An 18,749-nucleotide genomic window follows, 5' to 3' on the forward strand; every position below is an offset into this window, starting at 1 on the left:
GCACCAGACAAAGATCGTTCCCACGCTTTGCGACTGATCGTTCCTACGCTCTGCGTGGGAATGCATCCCGTGACGCTCTGCGTCACATCCAGAAGCAGACGCAGAGCGTCCGTGGCGGCATTCCCACGCCGACGGTTCGACGCCTCGACGTGGGAACGATCGGCGAGGGGCTCAGAGCTTGGCTTTCACTGCCGTCAACGCATCCTTCCCGTCCACGGTCTTCACACCGTCAAGCCACTTGTCCAGCACCGCCGGGTTTGCCTTGATCCACGCTTTGGCCGCATCTGCATTGCTGACCTTCTTGTTTACCACCTCGGCCATGATGCTGTTTTCCATCTCCTGGGTGAAACTCAGGTTGGTCAGCAACTTGCCAACGTTCGGACAGGCCTGTGCATAACCTTTGCGCGTCAGCGTGTGGACGCTGCCAGTGTCGCCAAAATACTTCTCGCCGCCCTTCAGGTAATGCATTTTCAGCTGCACGTTCATCGGGTGCGGGGTCCAGCCGAGGAAGGTCACGAATTTCTGTTTCTTCACCGCGCGAGACACTTCGGCCAGCATCGCTTGCTCGCTGGACTCGACCAGTTTCCACTGGCCCATGTCGAAGTCATTCTTCTTGATGATCTCTTGCAGCGAAATGTTCGCCGGAGCGCCCGAACCGATGCCGTAGATCTTCTTGTCGAACTTGTCGGCGAATTTATTCAGGTCGGCAAAGTTATGCACACCCGCGTCCCACACGTAATCCGGGACTGCCAGCGTGAACTCGGTACCGTCGAGGTTTTTGGCGAGTTGTGTGACATCCCCGGTGGCCACGAACTTGTCGTAGAACCCCTGCTGCGCTGGCATCCAGTTACCCAGGAATACATCCACCTGGCCATCCTTCAACCCGCCAAAGGTGATCGGCACCGCGAGGGTGTCGACCTTGGCCTTGTAGCCCATGCCATCCAGCAGAAACCCGGTGATGGCGTTGGTTGCGGCGATGTCGCTCCAGCCAGGGTCGGCCATTTTCACCGTGTCGCAGCTTTGATCGGCGTAAACCGATGCGCTGCCCAGAGCCAAAAGCCCGACCGTCAGTACTGTGGATAACTTTTGCATGGACTTCCCCTTAACATTATTGGTTTTGGCAGGGTTGTGGATAACGTGCTTTGCGCTCCAGATCGTCGAGATCGATGTGGTTGCGCATGTACTGCTGACTGGCGTCCACCAGCGGCTGGTGATCCCAGCTCTTCAGCTTGCCGATGGTCAGCGCATCGGCGACGAAACGCCGGCGTCGCTGGCTGGCGAGCACCTGTTGGTGAATGGCCGGAATGTCCCATTTGGCCCGCGCCTCGGCGAGAAAATCGTCGAACAGCTGCCGATGCTGCGGCGATTGGCTGAGTTCTTCTTGTTCGCGCGGGTCATTGTGTACATCGAAGAGTAGGCAAGGGTCGTCTTCGCTGTAGATGAATTTGTAGGCGCCGCGACGAATCATCATCAAAGGACTGATGGTGCCCTCGGCCATGTATTCGCCGAACACTTCGTCATGACCACCCTGCCCTTGCAGATGCGGCACCAGCGAGCGGCCGTCCAGCGGCAGGCCTGGCTCCAGCGAACCGCCGGCCAGTTCCACGAAGGTGGGCAGCAGGTCGGCGGTGGAAACAGACGCGCTGACCCGGCCAGCCCCGAATTGCCCCGGTGCACTGATCAGCAAAGGCACTCGCGCGGCCATTTCGAACCAATGCATTTTGTACCAGAGGCCGCGCTCGCCGAGCATGTCGCCGTGATCGCCAGAGAAGACAATGATGGTGTCATCGATCAACCCGGTTTCTTCGAGGGTTTGCAGGAGTTTGCCGACGTTGCTGTCGATATAACTGCAAGCGCCAAAGTAAGCGCGGCGCGCGTCGCGAATCTTATCCACAGGCAGCGGTTTGTCCCACAGGTCGTAGACCTTGAGCAAACGCTGGGAGTGCGGGTCGAGCGAGGTCTGCACGGGAGTTTCAGGCAATGGGATGTCGGCATCGTCGTACAGGTCCCAGAAAGCTTTGGGAATGGTGTACGGGTCGTGTGGATGGGTCATCGACACGGTCAGGCAAAACGGCTGATCGCCATCCTCACGGATGTGATCGAACAGGTATTGCTGGGCCTTGAACACCACCTCTTCATCGAAATCCAGCTGATTGGTGCGCACGCACGGCCCGGCTTGCAGCACCGACGACATGTTGTGATACCAGGTCGGACGGACGTCCGGTTCATCCCAATTCACGGCCCAACCGTAGTCGGCCGGGTAAATATCGCTGGTCAGGCGTTCTTCGTAGCCATGGAGTTGGTCCGGGCCGCAAAAGTGCATCTTGCCCGAGAGCGCGGTGCGGTAGCCGAGTCGACGCAGGTAGTGAGCGTATGTCGGTACGTCGGCGGGGAAATCGGCCGCGTTGTCGTAGGCGCCGATCTTGCTCGGCAACTGACCGCTGACCAGGGTGAAACGCGACGGCGCGCACAGTGGACTGTTGCAATAGGCGGCGTCGAACACCACGCCTTCGGCGGCGAGGCGGCTCAAATTAGGCAGTTTGATGGGCGAAGGGCCGTAGAACGGCAACATTGGCGCGGCCATCTGATCGGCCATGATGAAAAGAATATTCTTGCGCTTCATGTGATCGCGGCATTCCATAGTGAATATTTATGCGAGAGTGCTGCAATCGAGCATGGAGTCCATGCTTGTTGTGGTAAAGCCCATGCACGGCAATGACTAGGATAAGCACAGCTTATGTATGAATCCCTCGGTGATTTGTCGCTGGATTTGCTCCGCGCTTTTGAATCGGCTGCCCGTCAACGCAGTTTCACCGCCGCCGCAGTGGAGCTTGGAACAACGCAACCGGCCATCAGCCAGCAGATCAAGCGGTTGGAAGAACAACTCGGCACACGGCTGTTCGACCGTATCTATCGCGGCATTGAACTGACGGAAGCCGGGACCATTCTTTTCGAGCAGGTTCAGCTCGGTTTGCAGAATATCGACGCAGGATTGAGCGCGATAACCGCACAACAGCAACACGAGGTCTTGCAGGTCGCCACCGACTTCGCGTTTGCCGCGTATTGGTTGATGCCGCGATTACACCGTTTTCATGCCGCCAATCCGCAAGTGGATGTGAGCCTGGTTACCAGCGAGCGCAACCACAACATGCTGCGCACCGATATCGACGTGGCGGTGCTGTTCGGCGACGGGCGCTTCAAACAGGGCGAAAGCCATTGGCTGTTCAGCGAAGAAGTGTTTCCGGTGTGCAGCCCGCTGTTGTTGAAGGACCGTCCCCTGCCCTTGCCCGCTCAATCATTGCTGGAATTTCCGCTGCTGCATTTACGCGGAGAAAACAGCAGTAACTGGTTCGATTGGAGCGGCGTGTTTCGCGAGCTGGGCATCACTTCAGCGCCTGCGCCGGGGCAATTGCGTTTCGATAATTACACGCTGTTGATTCAAGCCGCGATTGGCGGCCAAGGCGTGGCGATCGGCTGGCGTCACCTTGTGGATAACTTGCTGGCACAAGGTTTGTTGTGCCGGCCGATTGCAGACACGGTGATTTCCAGGCTCGGCTATTACGTGGTGTTGCCTCAACGCAAACGGCGGGGAGCGTTGATCCAGCTATTTGTCGATTGGTTGATGGCAGAACAAGCCAGCAGTGCGCAATCGCTTACCGGCCTTGCGTTGCCGTCTATCGCTGTTTAGCGTCCACCGCGACAAAATTGACGTGCTCGCGAACGTGCAGGTTCAGCTGAAGCTCATCGGCAATGCCGACGGCGACGCGGTTCAACCGCTCAAGCGGTTCGGCCAGGCCCGGTTCCAGGCTGCTGCTGACGTGGCTGAAATGTTCGATGGTCAGTCCGGGCACCCCACGCGGCGCGTTCACCAGCGTCCAGTGCAACGCACTGCTTTGCAGCGCTTCGCGAATCTCTTCGGCGGCATGGCGTTGCAGGCTATCGTCAGTCTCCAGATCGTCCAGTACCTCGAAATCCCCCACCAGAAACAGCCGGGAAATGCCCGCGGCCTGCATACCTTCAACCAACGCATCCACAGCCAGCACTTGCTCGACCGGGCCCGGGACGATGGTCTTCTCAACACTGTCGCTGTTGAAGGGCAGCCCTGGCGCGTCGAGCAAACAGATAACCGCTGAACTGCCTGCAACGCTTTGCTTCACCCGTTCAGCCTCAAACAGGTCACCGGTCTTGGTGCGCAAACCCGGGCGTGGCGCGAGGGCCGTCAGGTTGTCCAGAATCGCGATGACTTCATGCTGGCGCCGCAGCATTTCAGCCATCAGCGCACTGCCCAGGCTACTCATGGCACCATAAAGCACCACTTTCACAACGGGGGTTTCGGCATTTTTCATGGCTGAGTCCTTGTTTTCTACGTATATGAGGTGTGACCTGTGGGAAACGGTGAGGGTTCGAACGGGTTTAAGAGGGATTGAGATGCAGCAGATCAAGGGTTATCACGCCCATGTCTATTTTGACGCCGACAGCATCGAGCGGGCGCGGGATATCTGTGAGCGGGCGGCACAGCTATTCCCGCTGAGGATGGGACGAATGCATGAGCGCCCCGTCGGTCCGCACCCGGACTGGAGCTGCCAACTGGCTTTTGCCCCGGAATTGCTCGGTGAAGTGCTGCCCTGGCTGGCGCTCAATCGCCAGGGGCTGGTGGTGTTCCTGCACCCTGACACGGGTAACGATTTGCTCGACCACACCGAGCACGCAATCTGGATGGGCGCGATTCGTCCCCTGGACCTGTCTGTTTTTTGATCAGATGCTTTCTTGCGCTTCGCCGGGCAAGTGTTCGTCCAGGTGCAGCCAGGGCAATTGGTTGTCCGTCCAGATGTGCCGCTCGGCCGGCGCTTGCTCCGGGTGGTCAAGGGTGGCGATGGTCACGTCGATAGTCTCGGGGCTGAGGCGTGACACCAACGCCAGTTGCGCCCCACACGTCGGGCAGAAATAGCGCAGGCAGGTGGACGAGGACGCGTACTGCGCCGGTGTCCCTTTCATCCATTGGAACGCCGATGCGGGCACAGTGATCCAGGTGGTCACGATCCCGCCGCTGACCCGCCGGCAAATCGAACAATGGCAGTGGGCGATGTCGTGCAACGGCCCGTTGAATTGATAGCGCAGATGTCCGCAGTGACAGCCGCCCGAATGAATGTCATTCATTTTTCTCCTCCTGTCCCGTATTCCGGGACATAAGCCCTGTCCGACGACCGGTTGCACATCCGGTCAATGCTTTCGTCGGCGAAAGCTGGCTGAAAGCTTCCCCGATTAGGATCGCCCCCACTGCCGGCAACAGACCGGTTGGCCAAAGCGCGTGATTGATTGCTCGCACGGTCCATTTAACAACAACAATGGTGATCCTGATGTCTTCTGCTACCCGCCGCTTCGCTGTCACTCCGTCCATACGCCTCGCGCTTCCCGTTCTGCGCTGACCCCACCCGGTTCGCCCATTCCCTAGCCGCGCTATGCCTGGAGTACTCCTATGCTGACTTTCCTTGGCTTTGCCATGGTCATCACGTTCATGTTCCTGATCATGACCAAGCGCCTGTCCGCGCTGATCGCCCTGATCATCATCCCGATCGTTTTCGCCCTGTTCGGCGGTTTTGCGCCGAAGATCGGCCCGATGATGCTCGAAGGCATCACCAAACTCGCGCCGACCGGCGTGATGCTGATGTTCGCCATTCTGTATTTCGCCCTGATGATCGACTCCGGCCTGTTCGACCCGGCCGTGCGCAAGATCCTCAAACTGGTCAAGGGCGACCCGCTGAAAGTTTCAGTCGGTACCGCCGTACTGGCGCTGATCGTGTCCATGGACGGTGACGGCGCGACCACTTACATGATCTGCGTGGCCGCCATGTTGCCGCTCTACAGCCGCATTGGCATGAGCCCGCGAATCATGGCCGGTCTGATCATCCTCGCCGGTGGCGTGATGAACATGACCCCATGGGGCGGCCCGACCGCCCGTGCGGCCAGTGCGCTGCATGTGGACCCTTCCGCCATCTTCGTACCGATGATTCCGGCAATGGCCGCCGGCGTGGTGGCCATCCTCCTGATCGCCTACTTCTACGGCAAACGTGAACGTGCGCGTCTGGGTGAACTGCACCTGGTGGGCGAAGAAGTCGATCACAGTGAAATCAGCGTTTCGCAGTTCCCGGATGCCCGTCGTCCGAAGTTGATCTGGTTCAACGGTGCCCTGACGTTCGCATTGATGTGCACCCTGATTGCCGGCCTGTTGCCGCTGCCAGTGCTGTTCATGGTGGCGTTCAGTATCGCGATGATCGTCAACTATCCATGCCTGCAACAGCAGAAGGACCGCGTCGCGGCCCATGCCGGTAGCGTCCTTGCGGTAGTCGGTTTGATCTTCGCGGCCGGTATCTTCACCGGTATCCTGTCGGGCACCGGCATGGTCGACGCCATGTCGAAAAGTCTGCTGGCGGTTATCCCGGATTTCCTCGGCCCGTACCTGGCCGTGATCACTGCGCTGGTGAGCATGCCGTTTACGTTTTTCATGTCGAACGACGCATTTTATTACGGCGTGTTACCAGTACTTGCCGAAGCAGCCAGTCACTACGGTATAACCGCGGTTGAAATGGCACGTGCCTCGATTGTTGGTCAGCCCGTCCACCTGTTGAGCCCGCTGGTACCGTCGACCTACCTGTTGGTGGCCCTGGCCGGTATCGATTTTGGTGACCATCAGCGCTTCACCCTGAAATGGGCAGTGCTGGTGTGCATGTGCATACTGGTTGCAGCATTGCTGATGGGGATCTTTCCGCTGTTCAGCACTCTATAAGCCCAAGACTCACCGTAACGGGTCCAGGCTTCGCAGTTTGAAGCCCGGGCCCTTTATGGTTTAACACTCGCTCAAAGGAATACACATGGAATGGCTGACCAACCCTGAAATCTGGGTTGCCTTCTTTACCCTGACCGCCCTGGAAATCGTCCTGGGTATCGATAACATCATCATGATTTCGATCCTGGTCAGCCGCATGCCCAAGCACATGCAACAGCGCACGCGGATTTTCGGCCTGGCGCTGGCCATGGTCACGCGGATCCTGTTGCTGCTGTCGATCACCTGGGTCATGCGCCTGACTGCCGACCTGTTCGAAGTGTTCGGCCAAGGCATTTCCGGGCGTGACCTGATCCTGTTCTTCGGTGGCCTGTTCCTGTTGTGGAAGAGCTCGCAAGAGATGTACCACGCGCTCGAAGGCGAAGACGAAAGCAATGAAGAGCCGGGCGGCAAGGGCGGCAACTTCTTCTACACCATCATTCAGATCGCGATCATCGACATCGTGTTCTCGCTGGACTCGGTGATCACTGCGGTCGGGATGGTCTCCTACGTTCCGGTCATGGTCGCGGCGATCATTGTTGCCGTGCTGGTGATGATGTGGGCGTCGGGCACCATCAGCGCATTCATCGACAAGCACCCGTCGCTGAAGATGCTGGCGCTGTCGTTCCTGTTGATCGTCGGTACGGTGCTGATTGCCGAGTCGTTCGACGTGCACGTGCCAAAAGGCTACGTCTACTTCGCCATGGCGTTCTCGCTGGCGGTTGAAGCGATCAACATCAAGATGCGCACCGCGATGGCGAAGAAAAAGCAGCAGGAACCGGTGAAACTGCGCAAGGACATTCCGGGGCAATAACCCGAACCTGTGCACTGGCTGGTGTCAGTCAGTGCACAAAACCTGTGGGAGCGAGCTTGCTCTCACATGAATTGCAGGGGCCTTCGGCCCCTTTTTCACATCCGCATCAACCTGTTTTCATGACAGTTTTGTTTCAATCGCTTCTTTAGCTGTGCGATGCTGGCGCGCAGGCCGTTAGCCAACTACAGCTTAAGTACAAAACGTAGAACGTCGCGCGGCTCCGTCAATTTGCCCCTCTGGGGCGCTAACACCACAGGGGGCCCTTATGCTCACCCTGCTCAATTTGTTATCCGCCGTGGCCTTGCTGATCTGGGGCACGCACATCGTCCGAACCGGCATCTTGCGGGTCTTCGGTTCCAATCTGCGCCATGTCATCGGCCAGAACATGTCCAAACGCTGGTTGGCTTTCATCTCCGGAATCGTCGTGACCGCGATGGTCCAGAGCAGTAACGCCACCGCCATGCTCGTCACTTCCTTTGTCGGCCAAGGCCTGATGGCGCTGACGCCGGCCCTGGCGACCATGCTCGGTGCCGACGTTGGTACGGCACTGATGGCGCGGGTGCTGACGTTCGACCTGTCGTGGCTGTCGCCGCTGCTGATTTTCCTCGGGGTGATTTTCTTTCTGTCTCGCAAACAGACGCGGCTTGGGCAGATGGGCCGCGTCAGTATTGGCCTGGGCCTGATCATTCTGGCGCTGCAATTGATTGTCGAATCTGCCGCGCCCATCACTCATGCGCAGGGCGTGAAGGTGATCTTCGCCTCTCTGACCGGCGACATTCTGCTCGATGCCCTGGTCGGCGCGATGTTCGCGATGATTTCCTACTCCAGCCTGGCCGCCGTCCTGCTGACGGCAACCCTGGCCGGCGCTGCGGTAATCAGTCTGCCAGTGGCCATTGGTCTGGTGATTGGCGCCAATATCGGCAGCGGCATCCTGGCGTTTCTCAGCACCAGCATGCAAAACGCCGCCGGTCGTCAGGTGGCGCTCGGCAGCCTGTTGTACAAGCTGATCGGCCTGCTGCTGATCATTCCGGTACTCGATCCGCTGGTGCACTGGATCGACAGCCTGGATTTCAGCCCTCAGGAAATGGTCATTGGCTTCCACCTGCTCTACAACACCGCGCGATGCCTGATCCTGTTACCCAGCGTCGGTCCGATGGCCAGGCTTTGCGCGTGGCTGCTGCCCGAGCGCCCGGAGCTCAATGGCACGGCCAAACCGCGGCACCTTGATCCCACGGCCCTGCTCACGCCAAGCCTGGCGCTGGCCAACGCCGCCCGGGAAACCCTGCGCATTGGCGATCTGATCGACAACATGCTTGAAGCCATGCTCGACGTGCTGCGCGGCAAACAGAGTGCTGTCACCCAGGAAATGCGCCGGCTGACCGATGATGTCGAAGCGCTCTACAGCGCGATCAAGCTCTATCTGGCGCAGATGCCTCGTGAGGACCTCAGCGATCAAGACAGTCGGCGCTGGGCAGAAATCATCGAATTGGCGATCAACCTCAAACTCGCCAGCGATCTGATTGAGCGCATGTTGCGCAAGGTCCAGCAGCAGAAAACCTCGCAGCGGCGGTCTTTTTCCGAGGTCGGCCTGGAAGAGCTTGCAGGATTGCACACTCAGCTAATCTCTAACCTGCGCTTGGGATTGTCGGTGTTCCTCAGTGCCGACAAGGAAAGTGCCCGCCAGTTACTGCGTGAGAAACGTCGCTTTCGCGCACAGGAACGCCGCCTGGCCCATGCGCATGTCAGCCGGTTGCAACGTAAAATCGTACAGAGTATCGAGACCAGTTCGTTGCACCTGGAACTGATCGCCGACATGAAGCGCTTGAGTTCGTTGTTTTGCAGCAGCGCTTATGTGGTGCTGGAAACGTCTGACACTGGCGCGCTCGCCGTCGACGATTTGGCTGACATTACGCATTCGCCTTGAACGTCTGGCAGTGTGGTCAGTCAGTTAGAGTGGTTCAGCCTCAAGGCCGTCTTCGTGGGCAACCCGCGATAGCGGCCTGAAGGACGACACGGATCTCCGATTGGTTGCCTGGAAGCTTTCTATGCGTTGTCTGTTGTTCGCCTTTCTTTTGCTGGGTTCATTGCCGTCGTTTGCCCTGGATCGTTTTCAGGTCGAAGGCTATACGCTGCCCAACGGTCTGCAATTGCTGCTCAAGCCCGGCACCGAGCGCGGGCATGTGGCGATTCGTCTGGTGGTCGGCGTTGGCCTGGATGATTTCAGCTGCGCCGACAAGGAGCTGCCGCATTTGCTCGAGCATTTGCTGTTTAGCGGCATCGATGCCACCGGCGAAGGCGGTCTGGAAGAGCGCATGCAGGCATTGGGTGGAGAGTGGAACGCGTTCACCAGCAACGCCGACACCACGTTCACCATCGAGGCCCCGGCGCAAAACCAGCGCAAGGTCCTCGACCTGCTATTGGCGCTCCTGACTCAGACCCGAATCGATGACAACGCCATCAACGCGGCCAAACTAGTGGTCGAGCGCGAAGACGGCGGCCATTACTCGCACCTGCAACGCTGGCTGGATCGTCAGGACCTGGGTCACACGGCAAGTAATCAACTGGCGGTGGAGCTGGGCCTCAAATGCCCGGAGCGGGCTCAAGTCGATCACCTGACCCGTGAACAGTTGGAGAAAGTGCGCAAGGCCTGGTATGCACCCAACAACATGACGCTGATCGTCGTCGGCGAACTCGACCGCCTGCTGCCAGCCTATCTGGAGCGAACCTATGGCGAACTTGCGGCTGTCGACCCGAGCGATCATTTGGCCCTGCCGCAAATCCAGGCCAGCGCTGCCCACGAGCGAACGCTGAACACTGGATTCGTCGGAGGTGGCGCCAAGCTCCACTGGCTGGTTCCGGAACCGGTGCTGGAGGACCTGCATGACGAAACCTTCGATTTGCTCAAGGAGTATCTGGACTGGGCGCTCTATCGCAAATTGCGCCTTGCCCACAGCTTGTCCTATGGCCCCTCGGCTGAGCGCGAACTGTTTGGCGGGGTGGGCTTCATGAGCCTGAACGCAGACCTGGAACGCGACGACGTGCCTGAAGCCAAACAAGTGCTGGAAGACTTGAAGGCCGGAATGCTCAGGGACGGCCTCAACGCGAACACGTTCAACCGGCTCAAACAGGCCGCAATCGCCCGCCAGGCCTGGGCCGTTCAAGGAAACAGCGCACTGGCCGATTACTATTGGAGTGCGCTTGGAGACTACGAGGACGGACGCTTCGCTGATCCGGCCAAGGAGCTGCAAGGCGTGACGCTCGAAGAAGCGAACAAGGCGATGCGTGAGTTGCTGATGCAGCCGGGCTACTTGCGAATCGAGAAGCCACTGCTGAGCTATGACCAGTTGATGTGGGCGATTGCCGGCGTGTTTGGCCTTATCGTGTTGATGGTGCTGGGCTGGCGCATGCACCGAAGGGGTCCGCCAACCGTATAACCGCTGCCTTTGGCGGTGCTACAGGGGGGCGGGTCTGGATTGCGAACCTCGCCACACCGCCCCACGGGCGGTAGTCTGTCGAGGATTTTTCCCACGACTATTGTGAATCGCCGAATGCCTACTTTGACCCTATACGTACAGCGCATCCTGGAATTGATGAAGCGCTATCCAGGCGTCATTGCGCTCGGCGGTTTTATCTCCGGGGTCGGCAGTTTCATTCTGGTTGATCGGCAACAGAGCCTGGCGACGTGGATCACCATCATCATGGTGCTCAGCTGGATCTGGCTGATGCTGGAAAACAGCCTGACCAAGCTCTTCACCAGAATTTTCAAACGCGAAATTCCCCAGCCTTTGCTGCGTTATGCGACGCAGATGATTCACCAGGAAAGTCTGTTCTTCGTCCTGCCATTCTTTTTCATCACCACCACCTGGAACAGCGGTCAGTTGTTTTTTACCGGGATGCTGGGGATTGCGGCGCTGATTTCCATCATCGACCCGCTCTACTACAAATGGCTGGCGCCCCGACGCTGGGCGTTCCTGGCGCTGCACACCCTGACGCTGTTTGCTGCGCTGCTGACCGCCCTGCCCGTCATCATGCACCTGACCACCTCCCAGAGTTTCAAACTGGCGCTGGGTATCTCCGTGGTGCTGTCGTTCCCGAGCCTGGCGTCGATTTTCCCGATACGGACCGTGCGCAACGCGTTGGCGATTCTGAGCATTACCGTAGGTATCGGCGGCGTTGGCTGGGTGCTGCGTTCGTGGGTGCCGCCGGCGACGCTGTGGATGACCGACGTGGCGATCAGCACGCAGATGCAAGACCGCACGCCAGGCAAGAGCCTTGATGAGGTCAGCGCCGAACAGATCCGCGGAGATGGCCTGTACGCCTACACCGCGATCAACGCTCCGCGCGGTCTGGATGAACGGATTTATCACGTGTGGATGTTCAACGGCAAAGAGGTTGACCGCATCCCGCTGGACATCCACGGCGGGCGCAAGGAAGGCTATCGGGCCTGGACCCACAAGCAGAACTTCCCCGGCAACCCGGCGGGTAAATGGCAGGTTCGGGTGCTGACCGAAGACGGCCAGTTGATCGGGGTGCTGCGCTTCGAGATTACGGACAGCACACCGATCAAAGAAAACTAATCCGGTTCGTGCTATTACGTAGACCTGCGTATCAGCCGAACAAGCACGGAGCTTATGACCAGTAGCACAATGGCCGGCAATGCCCGACTAGACGCCTCTCACTCCCCTGCTCAACTGCGGGTTACGGGTGACTGGACGCTCGCCCATTACGCCGATCTCAAGCAACTGAGCGAAAAGCTCCGTGGCCAGTACGACGACAGCACGCACATCGACCTCAACGGCCTCGGCGCCCTCGACACGGCCGGGGCATCGTTGCTGGTGGAATTACTCGGCTCCGAGCGTCTGGGCCGGTCCGCCGAGCATCCCGATTGCACGCTTTCTTCCGCCGACCGTGCCTTGTTGCAGACCGTTTATTGCTCGCTCACCGATTTCTGCGTGCCACTCAAGGAACCGGAAATCAGCGTCGGCATTCAACTGCTGACACGCATTGGTCGCGCCGTCGATGCGATCTGGCAGGACACCCTGCAACTGCTGGGTTTCGTCGGCCTGATTCTTGAAACCATCGCGCGCAATCTGTTTCGCCCCGCGCGCTGGCGTATCACGCCGATGGTTGCGCACATCGAACAGACCGGCCTCGACGCCGCGCCCATCGTTGCGCTGCTGACCTTTCTGGTGGGCGCCGTGGTCGCGTTTCTCGGGGCGACGGTGTTGGCCAGTTTCGGCGCGAGCATTTTCACCGTGGACCTCGTGGCGTTCTCCTTCCTGCGCGAATTTGGTGTATTGCTGACCGCGATCCTGATGGCCGGGCGCACCGCCAGTGCGTTCACTGCGCAGATCGGCTCGATGAAAGCCAATGAAGAAATCGACGCCATCCGTACGCTCGGTCTCGACCCGGTGGAATTGCTGGTGGTGCCGCGCGTATTGGCCTTGCTGTTTGCGCTACCGATGCTGACTTTTCTGGCGATGCTCTCAGGCATTGTCGGCGGCGGTGTGGTGTGCGCCGTGTCGCTGGATATCTCGCCAGCGATGTTCCTTTCGCTGCTGCAATCGGACATTGGCGTTCAGCACTTTCTGGTGGGAATCGTCAAAGCGCCGATCTTTGCCTTCCTGATTGCCTCGATTGGTTGTCTTGAAGGCTTCAAAGTCAGCGGCAGTGCCGAATCTGTCGGTGCGCACACCACGTCGAGCGTGGTGCAGTCGATTTTCGTGGTGATCGTGCTCGACGCCGTGGCCGCATTGTTTTTCATGGAGATGGGCTGGTGAGTCGACAACCGCGCGCGCCTTCCGAGGCGGTGATCGAAGTCCGTGGCCTGTGCAATCGCTTTGGCAGCCAGAGCGTGCACGAAAACCTTGATCTCGATTTGTACAAGGGCGAAATCCTCGCCGTGGTCGGCGGTTCCGGCAGCGGAAAATCGGTGTTGCTGCGCAGCATCGTTGGCTTGCGCCAACCCAGTGAGGGGGTGGTGAAAGTCTTCGGCAAGAACCTGCCAACCCTGTCCGAACACGAGCGCTCGCTGGTCGAACGGCGTTTCGGCGTATTGTTCCAGAAAGGCGCCCTGTTCTCTTCGCTGACCGTGACCGAAAACGTCGCACTGCCCTTGATCGAACACGCGGGTCTGAGCCGTGAAGACGCCGAGCACTTGGCTGCGGTCAAGCTCGCATTGGCCGGTCTGCCGCTGTCGGCGGCCGACAAGTACCCTGCTTCGCTGTCCGGCGGCATGATCAAGCGCGCGGCACTGGCCCGGGCGCTGGCGCTGGACCCGGACATCCTGTTTCTCGACGAACCTACCGCCGGCCTCGACCCGATCGGCGCTGCGGCGTTCGATCAATTGATCCTGACCCTGCGTGATGCCCTGGGATTGAGTGTGTTTCTGGTCACCCACGACCTCGACACGCTCTACACCATCACCGACCGGGTGGCGGTGCTGGCGCAGAAGAAAGTGCTGGTGGCGGACGCCATCGACAAGGTGTCGGAAACCGACGACGCGTGGATTCACGAATACTTCCATGGCCCTCGCGGCCGCGCGGCGCTGACGGCCGCTCAACAGTTGAAAGAGGTCTGACATGGAAACCCGAGCCCATCATGTATTGATCGGCCTGTTCACCGTGCTGGTGGTGGCAGGCGCCCTGCTCTTTGGTCTGTGGCTGGCCAAGTCCAGCGTCGATACCGAGTTCAAGGATTACGAGATCGTCTTCAACGAGGCGGTCAGCGGCCTGTCCAAGGGCAGCGCGGTGCAGTACAGCGGGATCAAGGTTGGCGACGTGGTGACGTTGCGCCTGGACCCGAAAGACCCGCGTCGGGTGCTGGCGCGGATTCGCCTGGGGGGCGATACGCCGATCAAGGAAGACACCCAGGCCAAGTTGGCGCTGACCGGGATCACGGGGACGTCGATCATCCAGCTCAGCGGAGGTACGCCGCAAAGCCCGACGCTGAGGGGCAAGGACGGTCATTTGCCAACGATTGTGGCGTCGCCCTCGCCCATCGCGCGCTTGATGAACGACAGCAATGACTTGATGGCCGGCGTGAGCACGTTGATGCATAACGCCAATCAGATGTTTTCTCCGGACAACGTCGATCGCGTCAGCAAGACGCTTGAGCATCTGGAGCAAACCACCGGCACCATCGCCGATCAACGCGGTGATATTCGTCAGGCGATGCAGCAACTGGCGTCGGTCGGCAAGCAAGCCGGGGCCATGCTCGAACAGACGTCAGCGCTGATGCGCAACGCCAATGGCCTGCTCAATGATCAGGGCAAGCAGGTGTTCGGCAGCGCCGAGCAGGCGATGAAATCGCTGGAGCAAAGCAGCGCGACCATCAACACCCTCATCACGACCAATCAGGATTCGCTCAACAGCGGGATGCAGGGCCTCAATGGCCTGGCGCCAGCGGTGCGTGAACTGCGCGACACCCTGACGGCATTGCGGGCCATCTCCCAACGCCTGCAAGCCAACCCCAGCGGTTATCTGCTGGGTGATGACAAGAACAAGGAATTCACGCCATGAAGTTTGTTCACCTCGCCCTCCTCGCCAGCTTCACCTGGGTCAGTTCCTGTTCGATCCTGCCCAAGTCAGAGCCGTCCGATGTCTATCGCTTGCCGGCGTCCCAGGGCAGCGTCGCGGCCAGCCACGGCGCGCCGCAACGCTGGTCGCTGCGCCTGACCAAGCCCCAGGCCAGCCAGGCCTTGAACAGCCCGAACATCGCGGTCATCCCTCAGGGTGACCTGCTCAGCAGCTACAAGGCGTCACGCTGGAGCGATCCGGCGCCGGTGTTGCTGCGCAATCGCCTGCTCGATGGTTTCCAGCGTGACGGGCGGGTGCCGTTGTTGAGCACCGATGACAGCAATTTCCAGGCTGATCTGGAGTTGGGCGGCAATCTGCAGGCCTTTCAGACGGAGTATCAAGGCACGGCGGCCAGTGTGGTCGTGCGTCTGGATGCGTTGCTGGTGCGCGGGTATGACCAGCGGATCCTCGCCAGCCGTCGCTTCGAAGTGCGCCAGCCGTTGAGCGATGTGCAGGTGCCGGCTGTGGTAGCCGGGTTTGGCCAGGCCAGTGATCAGTTGACGGCGCAGGTGGTGAGTTGGGCGGTTGAGCAAGGCCAGAAAGTCGCGCCGCCTCCCCGCCCTTGAAGCCAACACTGGACCCATGTGGGAGTGAGCCTGCTCGCGATAGCGGTGTGACAGTCACCAAAAATGTTGACTATCACACCGCTATCGCGAGCAGGCTCACTCCTACATGGTTTTGTTGTTAACCGAAGAACCAGTAGCAAACGCCGATAGCACCCAGTACGCCAGCAAGCTCCGCCAGCAACGCACACCCGACCGCGTGCCGCGCGCGCTGAATCCCCACCGCGCCAAAGTACACCGCCAGTACATAGAACGTCGTTTCCGTACTGCCCTGCACCGTCGCCGCGACTAACGCAGGGAAGCTGTCTACACCCGATGTCTTCATGGTTTCGATCAGCATTGCCCGAGCGGCGCTGCCGGAGAATGGTTTGACCATCGCCGTTGGCAGTGCGTCGACGAAGCGCGTGTCCCAGCCGGCCCATGCCACCAGGTGACGGATACCGTCCAGACCAAAGTCCAGTGCGCCGGAGGCTCGCAGCACGCCGACCGCGCAGAGCATCGCCACCAGGTACGGCAATAGGTTCTTGGCCACGTCGAAGCCTTCTTTGGCCCCTTCGACGAACGCTTCGTACACCTTCACCTTGCGCAGCGCGCCGATCACCAGGAACAGCATGATCAAGCCAAACAGCGTCAGGTTGCCGAGGATGGATGACAAACCCGCCAGAGCGCTCGCCGAGAGGGTCGCCAGCAGCGCCATAAAGGCACCGAGGGCCAAGGCACCGGGAATCAGATAGGCGAGCACCACCGGGTCCCAGATGCGCAGGCGTTGCATGAACGCCACCGACAAAAAGCCCACGATGGTCGAGCAACTGGTGGCCAACAGGATGGGCAGAAACACCAGTGTCGGATCGGGCGCGCCTTGCTGGGCGCGGTACATGAAGATCGTCACTGGCAGCAGGGTCAGCGAAGAGGCGTTGAGCACCAAAAACAGGATCTGAGCGTTGCTGGCAATCGTGTCGCTGGGATTGAGCTCTTGCAGCGCTTTCATGGCTTTGAGGCCAATCGGCGTGGCGGCGTTGTCCAGGCCCAGGCCGTTGGCGGCAAAGTTCAGCGTGATCAGGCCGATGGCCGGGTGACCGGGTGGGACTTCCGGCATCAGACGCAGGAACAACGGGCCGAGCGCTTTGGCCAGCCATTCGACGATGCCGGCCTTTTCGGCAATTCGCAGAAAGCCCAGCCAGAGCGTCAGTGTGCCGAACAGCAGGACCATGACTTCGACCGATAACTTGGCCATGGCGAAGATGCTTTCCACCATCGCCGCGAAGATCCCGGCGTTCCCGCCAATCAGCCATTGCGCCAGCGCCGAAATGGCAGCCACGATGAAGAAGCCAAGCCACAGGCCATTAAGCATCAGTCAAATCCCCCGGAAGATGCGGCGAATGATAGCGGGGTGTGCAGAAACGACAAACCCCGGATTTCTCCGGGGTTTGTTTGTACGGCTTGGACTGGACCTTTGTAGGAGTGAGCCTGCTCGCGATGAGGGCGGCACATCCAACATCTCTGTTGTTTGATACACCGCTATCGCGAGCAGGCTCACTCCTACAAGGTTTTGTGTCAGTTGCTGGAGACTTCACCCACCGGCAGCTTTTCTTTGCTGCGCCAGTGCGGCAGGGAGTTCCAGTAGCGCTGGCCCTTGGCATCGTCGTACATGCCTTCCCAACGGGAGATAACCAGTACGGCCAAGGCGTTGCCGATCACGTTCAGTGCGGTACGGGCCATGTCCATGATGCGGTCGACACCGGCGATGAACGCCAGGCCTTCGAGCGGAATACCGACGCTGCCCAAGGTGGCCAGCAACACCACGAAGGACACGCCCGGTACACCGGCGATGCCTTTGGAGGTGACCATCAGGGTCAGCACCAGCAGCAATTGCTGGCTGATCGACAGATCGATGCCGTAGAGCTGAGCAATGAAGATCGCCGCGATGCTCTGGTACAGGGTAGAACCGTCAAGGTTGAACGAGTAGCCGGTTGGCACCACGAAGCTGCAAATGGCTTTCGGTGCGCCGTACGCTTCCATTTTCTCGATCACGCGTGGCAGCACGGTTTCGGAGCTGGCGGTGGAGTAAGCCAGCACCAGCTCATCCTTGAAGATGCGCATCAGCTTGAGTACCGAGAAGCCGAATAACTTGGCGATCAGGCCCAGCACCACGAAGGCGAAGAAGGCGATGGCGACGTAAACCAGTATCACCAGTTTGGCCAGCGGCAGCAGGGAGGCGAAACCGAAGTTGGCCACGGTCACCGCGATCAGTGCGAAAACGCCGATCGGGGCGTAGTTCATGATCATGTGGGTGACTTTGAACATGCTTTCCGAGACGCCCTGGAACATCTTCACCAGCGGTTCACGCAGGTCCGATTGCAGGCTCGACAAACCGAGGCCGAACAATACGGAGAAGAAGATGATCGGCAGCATCTCGCCGCGAGACATGGCCGCGAAGATGTTCGACGGGATCAGATTGAGGATGGTTTCGACGAACGCGTGTTCGTGCTGAACCTCGGCAGCGGTCGCCTGGTACTTGGAAATATCCACCGTACCCAGGGTGCTCATGTCGATGCCGGTGCCCGGATGGAACACGTTGGCCAGCACCAGACCGACCACGATGGCGATGGTGGTGACGATTTCGAAGTAAACGATGGTCTTCAGACCGATACGTCCAAGCTTCTTCGCGTCACCAACGCCTGCGATGCCGACGATCAGCGAGGAAATGACGATCGGGATAACGATCATCTTGATCAGACGGATAAAGATATCGCCTGCCGGTTGCAGGACGTTGCTGACCCACCAGGCTTTTTCGGCACTGAAATGGTTGAGCAGCGCACCGATTGCAATCCCCAATACCAGACCGATGAGGATCTGCCAGGCGAGGCTAAGCTTTGCCTTCTTCATATCTTTACCCTTACTTGCGTTTGACTCAGGCAGATGCAGGAACTGGAACGCTTGTGGCGAAAAAGTCGTATGCCTCTGCCCCCGTATAA

Annotated in this window: 17 protein-coding genes; 11 read left to right on the forward strand and 6 right to left on the reverse strand. The window is 59.4% G+C overall.

Going from position 1 to position 18,749, the window contains the following annotated elements; all coding sequences use genetic code 11:
* Positions 1-171: 171 nt before the first annotated feature.
* Both choX and betC read right to left on the reverse strand, forming a co-directional pair.
* Entirely contained in the window at positions 172-1,092 is a 921-nt protein-coding gene (gene choX, locus HNR03_RS29605; protein WP_222589166.1) for a choline ABC transporter substrate-binding protein, read from the reverse strand.
* 16 nt (positions 1,093-1,108) lie between these two features.
* Entirely contained in the window at positions 1,109-2,623 is a 1,515-nt protein-coding gene (betC, locus tag HNR03_RS29610; protein ID WP_259157602.1) for a choline-sulfatase, read from the reverse strand.
* 114 nt (positions 2,624-2,737) lie between these two features.
* Here betC and HNR03_RS29615 point away from each other — a divergent pair, with 114 nt between their 5' ends.
* Positions 2,738-3,688: a choline sulfate utilization transcriptional regulator gene (locus HNR03_RS29615; RefSeq protein ID WP_259157603.1), complete on the forward strand. Its 951-nt coding sequence runs from the start codon at positions 2,738-2,740 to the stop codon at positions 3,686-3,688.
* Here the strand turns inward: HNR03_RS29615 and HNR03_RS29620 are convergent.
* On the reverse strand, positions 3,675-4,346 hold the full coding sequence (locus tag HNR03_RS29620; protein ID WP_259157604.1) for an NAD(P)-dependent oxidoreductase: 672 nt from the start codon (positions 4,344-4,346) through the stop codon (positions 3,675-3,677). The genes HNR03_RS29615 and HNR03_RS29620 overlap by 14 nt on opposite strands.
* A gap of 82 nt (positions 4,347-4,428) precedes the next feature.
* On the opposite strand from HNR03_RS29620, the gene HNR03_RS29625 reads away from it, so the two are divergent.
* Positions 4,429-4,755, forward strand: a complete 327-nt coding sequence (locus tag HNR03_RS29625; protein ID WP_259157605.1) for a DOPA 4,5-dioxygenase family protein — start codon at positions 4,429-4,431, stop codon at positions 4,753-4,755.
* On the opposite strand, the gene HNR03_RS29630 is transcribed toward HNR03_RS29625, so the two are convergent.
* Entirely contained in the window at positions 4,756-5,157 is a 402-nt protein-coding gene (locus HNR03_RS29630) for a GFA family protein (RefSeq protein ID WP_259157606.1), read from the reverse strand.
* A 319-nt stretch (positions 5,158-5,476) separates the two neighbouring features.
* Here HNR03_RS29630 and HNR03_RS29635 point away from each other — a divergent pair, with 319 nt between their 5' ends.
* The 9 genes from HNR03_RS29635 to HNR03_RS29675 all read left to right on the forward strand — a co-directional run bounded on the left by HNR03_RS29635 (position 5,477) and on the right by HNR03_RS29675 (position 15,777).
* Positions 5,477-6,784 (forward strand): CitMHS family transporter, encoded by a 1,308-nt coding sequence (locus HNR03_RS29635; RefSeq protein ID WP_259157607.1) that lies wholly within the window; start codon positions 5,477-5,479, stop codon positions 6,782-6,784.
* An 85-nt stretch (positions 6,785-6,869) separates the two neighbouring features.
* Positions 6,870-7,634: a TerC family protein gene (locus HNR03_RS29640; protein WP_222589173.1), complete on the forward strand. Its 765-nt coding sequence runs from the start codon at positions 6,870-6,872 to the stop codon at positions 7,632-7,634.
* A gap of 265 nt (positions 7,635-7,899) precedes the next feature.
* The gene (locus HNR03_RS29645; protein ID WP_259157608.1) at positions 7,900-9,558 is read left to right on the forward strand and encodes a Na/Pi cotransporter family protein; all 1,659 of its coding nucleotides are present in this window, start codon (positions 7,900-7,902) and stop codon (positions 9,556-9,558) included.
* Positions 9,559-9,679: 121 nt separating this feature from the next.
* Positions 9,680-11,068, forward strand: a complete 1,389-nt coding sequence (locus tag HNR03_RS29650) for a pitrilysin family protein (RefSeq protein WP_222589175.1) — start codon at positions 9,680-9,682, stop codon at positions 11,066-11,068.
* Positions 11,069-11,182: 114 nt separating this feature from the next.
* Entirely contained in the window at positions 11,183-12,211 is a 1,029-nt protein-coding gene (locus HNR03_RS29655; RefSeq protein ID WP_259157609.1) for a DUF2914 domain-containing protein, read from the forward strand.
* Positions 12,212-12,265: 54 nt separating this feature from the next.
* Positions 12,266-13,414, forward strand: a complete 1,149-nt coding sequence (locus tag HNR03_RS29660) for an ABC transporter permease (RefSeq protein WP_259157610.1) — start codon at positions 12,266-12,268, stop codon at positions 13,412-13,414.
* The gene (locus tag HNR03_RS29665; RefSeq protein ID WP_222589178.1) at positions 13,411-14,214 is read left to right on the forward strand and encodes an ABC transporter ATP-binding protein; all 804 of its coding nucleotides are present in this window, start codon (positions 13,411-13,413) and stop codon (positions 14,212-14,214) included. The genes HNR03_RS29660 and HNR03_RS29665 overlap by 4 nt, the downstream gene beginning before the upstream one ends.
* A gap of 1 nt (position 14,215) precedes the next feature.
* On the forward strand, positions 14,216-15,154 hold the full coding sequence (locus HNR03_RS29670; protein WP_259157611.1) for an MlaD family protein: 939 nt from the start codon (positions 14,216-14,218) through the stop codon (positions 15,152-15,154).
* Positions 15,151-15,777 carry an ABC-type transport auxiliary lipoprotein family protein gene (locus HNR03_RS29675; protein ID WP_259157612.1) on the forward strand — a complete coding sequence of 209 codons (627 nt, stop codon included), beginning with the start codon at positions 15,151-15,153 and terminating at the stop codon, positions 15,775-15,777. The genes HNR03_RS29670 and HNR03_RS29675 overlap by 4 nt, the downstream gene beginning before the upstream one ends.
* A 118-nt stretch (positions 15,778-15,895) precedes the next feature.
* Here the strand turns inward: HNR03_RS29675 and HNR03_RS29680 are convergent, their stop codons facing one another.
* Both HNR03_RS29680 and gltP read right to left on the reverse strand, forming a co-directional pair.
* Positions 15,896-17,125 (reverse strand): nucleoside recognition domain-containing protein, encoded by a 1,230-nt coding sequence (locus HNR03_RS29680; RefSeq protein WP_090177461.1) that lies wholly within the window; start codon positions 17,123-17,125, stop codon positions 15,896-15,898.
* 203 nt (positions 17,126-17,328) lie between these two features.
* Positions 17,329-18,660, reverse strand: a complete 1,332-nt coding sequence (gltP, locus tag HNR03_RS29685; protein ID WP_259157613.1) for a glutamate/aspartate:proton symporter GltP — start codon at positions 18,658-18,660, stop codon at positions 17,329-17,331.
* Between the last annotated feature and the right edge of the window lie 89 nt (positions 18,661-18,749).

Origin of the sequence: Pseudomonas sp. JAI111 (assembly GCF_024809425.1) — a bacterium.
Classification (GTDB): domain Bacteria; phylum Pseudomonadota; class Gammaproteobacteria; order Pseudomonadales; family Pseudomonadaceae; genus Aquipseudomonas.